Annotated in this window: 3 protein-coding genes; all 3 read right to left on the bottom strand. The window is 62.2% G+C overall.

Annotated elements, in window-relative coordinates:
• Window positions 1-40: 40 nt before the first annotated feature.
• Complete coding sequence (locus VIW95_RS02880; RefSeq protein WP_331583846.1) at window positions 41-268, bottom strand: hypothetical protein; 228 nt, start codon at window positions 266-268, stop codon at window positions 41-43.
• 21 nt (window positions 269-289) lie between these two features.
• A complete protein-coding gene (gene lpxD, locus VIW95_RS02875) occupies window positions 290-1309 on the bottom strand; it encodes a UDP-3-O-(3-hydroxymyristoyl)glucosamine N-acyltransferase (protein ID WP_331583844.1) in 1020 nt (339 codons plus the stop codon).
• A gap of 31 nt (window positions 1310-1340) precedes the next feature.
• Window positions 1341-1755 (bottom strand): glycosyltransferase family 9 protein (locus tag VIW95_RS02870; RefSeq protein ID WP_331583842.1); only part of this gene is annotated, 415 nt, incomplete at its 5' end.

Raw genomic sequence — 1755 nt, 5'->3', positions numbered from 1 at the left:
GCGTGAACGTCAGCTGGAGCACAAACTGCGCTCGAATCCGCTATTCGATTTCGCTATCGGGAATCTTTTGCTGCTGCGAGTCCGTCGCCTTGCTGTTCTGCGTGCTCGGCGCAGGCGACGCGCTTGCCGCGGGCTGATTCTTGTCATGCTCGTACTTGTAGCCCGAGTAGGCCAGACCGGGAATCATCAACGCGGGACATCCCGAACAAAAAATCCCCGCGGCCGCAGCCAACGCGATCGTTGCAAATGATTGTCGCGTCTTCCGCATCTCGCCAAAGCCGGTCGATTGTTACGCCTCGCGGTTGTTGATGCCGGCGCGATTCTCCAGCGCCCGCACGCGCCGAATTATTTCGGGCAGGCGCGTCAGCACGACCGCGTAGCGGCGGAACTTGCGCACGTCCACGGCCGGGATGCCCGAGACGATCGCATCGTCCTTCAAGTCGGTGTGGATGCCGGCTTTTGCCACCACCATCACGCGATCGCCGATCGTAATGTGATCGGCGCATCCGACTTGTCCGCCGAACAGGCACCATTTGCCGATGCGAGTCGAGCCGGAGATTCCGGTGTGGCCCGAGAATCGCGAGTACTCGCCGATTTCGCAGTTGTGCCCGATATGAACCTGGTCGTCGAGTTTGACCCCGCGATGCAGCACCGTCGCTCCCATCATCGCGCGATCCACAGTTGAATTCGCTCCAATCTCCACATCGTCCTCTACGATAACGATCCCGACTTGTGGAATTTTGGTCAAGTCGCCTTTCTCCTCGACGAAGCCGAATCCGTCGGCGCCGATCACCGCACCGTTCAAAAGCGTCACGCGATTTCCGATCACCGTGCCTTCGCGAATCGACACTCCGCTATGAGCAGTGAAGCGATCGCCGATGCGCACGCCCGGGTAAATCGTGACGTTCGGATGAATCACCGCGTCGCGCCCAATCGACACGCCTGCACCGATCACTGCCGACGCGCCGATCGAGGCGTTGGCGCCGAGCGTCGCGTCGGGCGCGATCGAAGCGCGCGGATCGATTCCCGGTGCGGGCCGGTACGGCGGAAAAAAAATCTCCAGCACGCGCGCGAAGTCGGCGTATGGATTCGCGCTGATAAGCGTTGCGCATTTTGCGCCAGCTGCCAGCTCCGCCGTCGTAATAGCCGCCGAAACGCTGGATTGCAGCGCGGACGCGTACTTCGCGCTCGCGACGAAAACGATCATGCCCGGACTGGCCGCCTCGATCGGCGCCGGCGCGAAAATCTCGACGCCGCCGTCACCGCGAATTTCGAGTCCCAGCTTCGATGCGAGTTCCTTGAGTTTCATCTTGGTACCCCGATTTCCCCGGTATTCGGATTCAACGTTGCGCGCGCATCGCGATCATTGCGTCGGCCATCTCGGCGGGTTCGATTTGCGTCAGGCAGTTGTAGTGACCGAAGCGGCAGGTGCGCGCCAGGCACGGGCTGCATTCGAGCTGGTGGTAGATCACGCGCGTCTTCGGACCCATCGGCCCCGTGCGAGCAGGATTGGTCGAGCCGAAAATCGCGACGGTCGGGATTCCAAGCGCTCCCGCCAGATGCATGCAGCCCGAGTCGTTACCGATGAACCCATCGCACAGCGACAACAGCGCGATCAGCTCGCCAATACTGGTGTGTCCGGCCGCGATCATCGCGCCCGCGCTGCTCGCCGCCGCGACCTCCTCGCACTTCGCGCGTTCCGACGGCGCACCGACCAGCACGACTTCCGCGTCCTCGCGACTTGCGAGCAAATCG

This window comes from Binatus sp. (SeqCode) (assembly GCF_036522015.1).
GTDB lineage: Bacteria > Desulfobacterota > Binatia > Binatales > Binataceae > Binatus.
This window is presented reverse-complemented; position numbering and strand designations above follow the sequence as displayed.